Source organism: Pseudoalteromonas sp. PS5 (genome assembly GCF_004103255.1).
GTDB classification, from domain to species: domain Bacteria; phylum Pseudomonadota; class Gammaproteobacteria; order Enterobacterales; family Alteromonadaceae; genus Pseudoalteromonas; species Pseudoalteromonas peptidolytica.
Genome location: NZ_RCSQ01000158.1, coordinates 1 through 7,114, shown reverse-complemented (window position 1 = coordinate 7,114; position 7,114 = coordinate 1). Strand labels below are relative to the sequence as shown.

Annotated in this window: 5 protein-coding genes; 1 reads left to right on the top strand and 4 read right to left on the bottom strand. The window is 38.0% G+C overall.

Annotated elements, in window-relative coordinates:
* Window positions 1-269: 269 nt before the first annotated feature.
* Window positions 270-1,745: a hypothetical protein gene (locus tag D9603_RS17725; protein ID WP_128732312.1), complete on the top strand. Its 1,476-nt coding sequence runs from the start codon at window positions 270-272 to the stop codon at window positions 1,743-1,745.
* A 477-nt stretch (window positions 1,746-2,222) separates the two neighbouring features.
* Here the strand turns inward: D9603_RS17725 and D9603_RS17720 are convergent, their stop codons facing one another.
* The 4 genes from D9603_RS17720 to D9603_RS17705 form a co-directional block, all read right to left on the bottom strand.
* Window positions 2,223-2,480: a hypothetical protein gene (locus D9603_RS17720; protein WP_128732311.1), complete on the bottom strand. Its 258-nt coding sequence runs from the start codon at window positions 2,478-2,480 to the stop codon at window positions 2,223-2,225.
* 31 nt (window positions 2,481-2,511) lie between these two features.
* Window positions 2,512-2,946 (bottom strand): hypothetical protein, encoded by a 435-nt coding sequence (locus D9603_RS17715; RefSeq protein ID WP_128732310.1) that lies wholly within the window; start codon window positions 2,944-2,946, stop codon window positions 2,512-2,514.
* Between the two features lie 11 nt (window positions 2,947-2,957).
* The gene (locus D9603_RS17710; RefSeq protein WP_128732309.1) at window positions 2,958-5,678 is read right to left on the bottom strand and encodes a hypothetical protein; all 2,721 of its coding nucleotides are present in this window, start codon (window positions 5,676-5,678) and stop codon (window positions 2,958-2,960) included.
* Between the two features lie 544 nt (window positions 5,679-6,222).
* Window positions 6,223-6,840 carry an EF-hand domain-containing protein gene (locus tag D9603_RS17705; RefSeq protein WP_128732308.1) on the bottom strand — a complete coding sequence of 206 codons (618 nt, stop codon included), beginning with the start codon at window positions 6,838-6,840 and terminating at the stop codon, window positions 6,223-6,225.
* Window positions 6,841-7,114 lie beyond the last annotated feature (274 nt).

Below are 7,114 nucleotides of genomic sequence, written 5' to 3'. Positions count from 1 at the left end.
AAAAAACCCAAAAAGATCAAAAATCAAACAATTCAACATTTTAAAATAAAAAATAATTAATATTTAAAAAAACTCGAAATAAAAATTAAAAAATAAAGGTTAAATAAATTAAATACCCACAACCAGCATGTTAAAAAAAAGATCAACCAAAAATATACGAACAAAAATATTGATATAATCTAATTAATTAAATAATATACCCACCTCATTTTATGCCCCTATTGTTTGTAGGGGTTTCAGTTCGTATTATTTTAATTAGGGAAGGAAAAATGCGTTCATTTATCAAACAAAACATTTCTACAAAATCTCTTCTAGCTTGTGCAATATCACTTGCACTTATCGGCTGTGGTGGTAGTGACAACGACAATAACACGAACTCACAAATAGATAATGGTAACAGTGGAAGTGTTGATAATGATGCCAAGGTTGGTACAAAAACTATCACCGCAATCGATGGTTACCTAATCAATGCTGTAATTTGTAATGACACTAACAATAACTTAGTGTGTGAAGACGAAGAAGTACTGAAAACACAAAATAGTAAAGGCGAAACTGTTGACCTAGTAACCAATGCTAATGGTCAAGTTGTGGTTACTGAAAATGTCAATGTCTTAGTTAAAGCTGTTGCAGGACAAACAGTTGATGCAGATACCAATGAGGTAATTACGCAAGGTTATACCCTCGCCTCTCATTCCGATTCAGATATCGTATCTCCATTTTCAACACTTGCATCTTTAAATAGCATGAGTATGGAAGCTCTAGCAGATCATATTGATGTAGATGCTGATGTTATTAAATCAGACTTTGTCGCAGCAAAAGCAGTTCAAAAAACTTCAGAAGATGCGAAAGAAGCTCACCTAGTAGCCCGTTCTGTAGTTCGTTTACTACCTGAAGACTTATCTCAGCTGCATGGTAACGCTTCACACAACGAAGCTCTATTAAGTGACACAGTTACTATTTCTAACATTGCAGATGATGTGGCACTTGACAATATCGATAACCTTATCATCGAAAAAGATGAAAGCGGGTTTGTTGTTTCTGATACCACAAAAAATGATAATGACGAAGTCACTCCTGAGCCGGAACCGGCTCCAGCCACTTTACAGACGATTTTAGAGCAAGGTAACGGTCAATGGTACTCTGGTTCATTTAATAGTGAGCTACTAAATGATGAAACTGTTGAGCTATTCACTTTCACTAATGGCACGCTCTCAGTAGGTGCAAGCACATTTAGCTATACAATCGAAGGCAACACAATTATTGCTGAAGGTGAAAAGACCCATATCATTTACTCTTCTGACTCCCTAATTTTGGGACTAGATCCAGAAGCACAGGATATGGTCTTCTTTGCAAAACATTATGATTTAAGCCGAGAAAATGCAGCTGCATTTTCCGCTGAAGCCCTATCAAATCAAACACTTTATGCTGTAATGGATGATAATGCTTCTGGCTACCAATCGCCTGAGCCAATGCTTATTAAACAAACGTTTAAATCTGAGGGTAAAGTCGTTTTTGAGTCCATGCTTAACAACGAAAGCTTTGAAGGTACGTGGAGCGTGAATGACGCTGGCGTATTGACTGTAGTCTCGGTTGATGAAGGCAATACAAAGACTGAGCATTACTATCGTAGTAAAAGCACTGCTGATGTATATTTAGTTAGAGCAGAGTTAAACCATACTTTACCAATGGTTGTCACTACAAATTACGAAACAGCTAAAGCGATTTTTGATAAGTTTGTATTTTAATTAAGCTCATCAGTATTCCTTACTAAGCACTAGCCAAAAGGCATCCTTAGTTTGACGACCCTTTTTTTACGGGGTCTACTAGCTTATACTTAACCTGACAGTCACCACTTTGAAACGGTGTCTGTCAGTTTCCGTAGGTAATTACACCAATACACTTTCAGAGTGCACAGCAGCTACCCCTAACTGGTTCGAGAAGCAAGTCATAATATCTCTGTCACTACTTTTCATCAGTCAAGAGTAACTCTGACGACCATTGCCTTTCCGCTCTCGATAACTCGCAGACTGTTTTCTCAGTTTGACATAATCACTATCGAATATCGATGTGAGTTAAGACGCAATGTTACTTCAATGATTGCACACATCCACTGTTTTTCTAAGTCTCTTTAAAATGGCATGACTAATAAAACTATTAAGGGTCTCGCTTTTATTCTTTTGTCAGTGGGCAAAAATGCCAACACAGCGAACTTACCTGTTAGATTAACCGTCTAACTCATCCCAAAAATTAGCCTTCCTGTTGTGTTGAAAGTCATCGAGTGTTTGGTAGCTATTAGAACCAACTGAGCCATAATACATCTCTAAATTACACAGTGTTTTAAACGACAGGTGATGCGCTTTGATATTAAAACATACAGTTTCAATATCTAATTCCTTCCATTTAGCAAGTAATGATTTGTGAATAAAGAAAGTGTCAGAGTGCCTTTTTAATAACATTCGAATAATAAGCCGTTTGGACACTGGAATATTTTCAAATCGCAACCTTGCACGCTCATGAAAAAAAAACTTTATGAAACGACAGCGCGGTAAAACCCGTTCTTTCATCTCCGGCGGCATCAACAATGGTTGCAGAAGTTCGAGTCACCCCTAAAATAGGAGAAAATTCCACCCCTTCTAAAAGATCGTTGCGGAGCATTAGAGAGCTATCTCCCCAGCAACTAGATATTTCTGGTAACCTAAGCGGTTGATGTCCCAGCGACTGCTTTATATATCCAGCTTTATCGGTTTCACAATCCACGCCAAAGCGCATAGGCTCATCCCCTAAGTAAAGCTGAGGCACTTGTTCACCCTCATCTACAATAGGTCGCCATATAAAGTCGTATTCACTCAACCACATATCAGGATCATCTTCTGGCCCATAAACCTCACCGAAGCGAATTAATTGTAATGGTAAGTATTCACTAAGGATCCCTTGTAAATCATTCATCGCCTCACTCCTCAGCGCAAACTTGATACTTTTTCAGCAAGTGTCGTATAAAATGCCTGCCATGTTTCTATCCAATCATCCGTAAGCTCATCAACATTAAGCTCTGGATCATGTCGCATCTCAAAATCTGCATTACCATTTGTGAGGTAATGATCAAAGAATAACTGTTCCGCAACTTTCTTTAAGACCCTATTACCTCTTGTCTTATGACTACACAATAGTTTGATAAGACGCAGCTGCACCTGTTCATCTGGCTCTACCAATATTTGTGGTAAAATACGAGTACTATATTTACTGTAATTTTCAATGTGGAGGTCGTACTTTTTAGTGTCAGAATAGTGACCAAAATAACGCTGGAATTCAGAGAAGATAATGACACCTGATAAATAATCAGTAACCGCTTTTTGTAATGTTTTAGCCCGAGCTTGGTAACTTTCAAATTGCTCAGCCAGAACAGTAAGCTTATCCAGATCAACTTGATTATCCAAAATAATATAGTGACTAGCCCAAGAAATGCTATTTGACCCAGAGCAGAATGTGACCCCATCTGTTTTAGCAACAAGTATCAATGATTCAACATCATATAAAAATATCACAAAGTTTACGTCGTTTTTGATGGTTAGTACTTGTTGATGTAGTGAAACTGGTAACTCAAATTTTTCAGGTAAAAATTCAATATGATCACTAAACAGCAGCTCTTTTTGATTAAAGTAAGTAGCAATAAAGTCATCATCAAAATATAAAGTTGAACTAATCAATGCTTCAATCATGTTTTCACGCTGGTAAATCAAGGGTGTTGTCACTTTCGGCGCTAAGCGATAGACGTCAAGATAAAAATAGTCTCTCGTGGCTGGCGTCACTTTAGCCAGCGCTTTATCCCACCTTTCTCGGTCTGACTTTTTCATTTTGACGTACTGCTTAACCAGCTTCTCATACCATTGAATGTCATAACCCTGCGCTAGTCGAACTTCAAATGTCAATAAGTCATATGCATCAACATTCACTTGCTGTAAATTAGCCAAGATTTGCTTCTTTTGTTCTGGTTCACCAAATGAACCAAAACGCTTCAATTGCAGCCCAATGAAGCAACTCAAGGATGCTTGTGGCGCTATTTTCAGCGCCATTGCAATTACTTTTCTAGTAATAATGTTTGGCTCACTTAATTCAAGCCAATAACAACTAGCAAGCACAGCTTGAAAATCACTAATACTACTAAACAATTGGGTATGTGGTTGTGCTGTATGCTCTGTCTTATGCGCATCTAGTCCAGTATCAGGCGCGAGATTTTTAGCTAATCGATCGATACACTCGGTATCAATACCTTGTTTTTCAGAGGTTAACCAAGCAACAAAAGATTCTGGTAATTTACAATCATGCGCTATGTCCTCTTCAATTTTTTTAAGTACTTGCTTGATTAATGACTCATTAATTAACTGCCTTAATGCTTGAGTGCTCTCGTCATTTATCGCAGATAATTTATCTTGATAGAGTAAAATACATGCTAGTAATAGCCGGCTTGATGGTTCTGTTCCCAGCCAATTTTCGGGGTTTACAGCTTGCCGATTACTTTTGAAAAGTTTTGTAATTTCGCACCACTGTCGATACGAAGCAAAATGGTAGTCTTCTAACTTATCGAGCAGTTCCAAAATTTGTTGTTTTAATTTTTCAGAGACACCGTCTGTGGATATTTCGATCTCTTGAATAAAGCGAGCTTGATAAGCTTCTGCGCTCAGGCATGCGGTGTCCTCATCTTCAACGAGTAATTCGTAGAAATCATCAGACCATGATTGCTGATCGAAAAGGTGATAAAAAATATCCAATATACGTAAGAAACAAGCCTGTTTTGCTTCTTTTTTACTTTCGCTCTCTAATAACTCCTCAGTAAGTTCACTTATCGCTCGATAAAAATATTGCTGAATTTCATTTTGCTCTACAATAGTGCTATGGCGAAGCGTTGACATAATATAATTATAAAATTCAGGTGCATATCGACATGCATGAGGCAACAGCAAAACATGGTCAAGATCAAGCAACGCATGTGACCGAACTAATTGCTCCTTCCCTTTCCCAGTTTTTACATATGCCCATAATGCGGAACCAGATGGAAGGGATTCTATAAATATTTTCACTATCGATAGGGTTGGCGTGATTTCAAACCCTAACTGACGTTCGTCCTGACAGCCAAAGCCGAAGAACTTAGCCACACTTGCGAAAAAGCCATCACGTGTTTTTTTTTCAGCGTTATCAACTGAAGAAGTCTGCTGCTCCGGTTGTTGGTAATCTGCAATTCCAGGCCAATTGGCTTTATCACGGAAGTCATTTAACGCGGCCCCAACATTATCAGAACTATTTTCAATTAACCCTTGAAGTTGCTGAGTACACCACCGAAATGTTTCTTTGGGATTTGATAAACAATTATGGCGAAACACAGATAAAAACGTCGTAATATCAGCGCTGACAGCAACAGCTACTACTTCATCAACAAATACTTGTATCGTTGTCGGATCACAATAACAAAGGAAAAAGTGTGTATTTTCTGATACCGCGAGGATATCAGAGTGTGAGATCCCTTCAGCTTGAAGAATATTATGCAGGGTATTATGACACCATTGCACGGTATGATTTGTAGTAATAAATACTAAACAAGGGTCGTCATAGCTATCTAACTTTTGAAATTGAAGCCGAACAGCTTCGGTAAACACCGGGGGGTCAAAAACGCATTCCATCGACATAGATACTCGAATATTTTAAGTAATAGACCGTATAAATACACAGGCAATATAAAGAGAATCGCGATTATACACATAACAAAAGTCGCAGTAAAAGTTAGAATACCGATACTTTTGGATTGTATTGAACTCGATTCCCCAAGTACTAACTTTCACATAAAGTGGCGATAAATCCTAAGTTTGAGGAGCGTACTTGTGAGCTATCATTAGAATTGCTGTTTCTAACTAACTGAGCTGCGTATAATTAATGCCTTTTTAGCAGCCAGTTTTAGCGCTAACTGAGTTGAATTCACTTCCAATAGACAGCCCCCAGGATGTAGGTACCTTAGCGAGAGCAGGACGCGGGAGCGGTGTTTTCCCTATAACTCTCTGGCTAGACAAGGAAAAAACTAAGTTGTGCTTTAGCAACAATAAGTTGGAATATTCTTATCCAAACCTCAGGCTAAATAAAGTGAATATATTTTTCGTAGCCCTAATGAGGTTATCACTAGGGCAATAAATTTAGAAAGTGCGTTATGCTATTGTTGGTGAATAACTGAAGTTTTTATTAAATCACCTCAGTCACATCAACTAAACTGTCGATACACTCTTTGACAGCTGCTCTTGTTGCCTGCTTACGTTCACCATTTTGAATAAACTCTTCTAGTGTAACGTCATTGCTATTATCACTATCCATCTCAGCGAAACGTATTTCTTGACGAGTGGCCAACGCCTGTGCAATTTCATCAACACTAATCGCACCACTATCATCAGAATCTAATTGAGCAAACTTTTCTTCTGGTGATGCAAATTTATCGCTACTCGGTACGACGATAAGGCTTGCTTCATCTGCATCTTTTAATGCTTGTACACATTGCACTATTTCGGTCGCATACGTAGATAAGTCATGCGAATGACGCTGCTTTGCAAGGTATTCCGTCAGGTCAATACTTGCGTTACCATCAAGATCTGCACGCGCTAACTTTTTTTCAGCTTTAGTCTGTTCATTACCCTGTAATTCATCAAGGATCAGCGTACCACTCTGATCTAAATCGAGTTTGCTAAATACAATTTCAGGTGCTTTTTTATGGTTCCTATCACTTTTTCTTGCCTCAACTTGTGCGCTTAAAGTTAATGTAGTTAACACAGCCGCCGAAATAGCAATATTACGTATTGAGTTATTCATGCTCTACCTCTTTTGGGTTAAATAATCTGCGTCCAAACTAAAAAGCTCATTCAGTTAAGGCCGCGATATGTTAGGTTCAATAATAAGATGGTAGGGAAATGTGCAAAGAATATGGAATTCTATATTTAATTTGTGACGTGAAGTGAATCAAAAGCAATATGGCTTCAGGGAAATATAAACCCAGTTATATATGGGTTCCTAGACGATTTAAGCCATACGTTCTTACAATAGCTCGTTAATGATAAGTATCTCACAACTCAAGTTTATACCAATT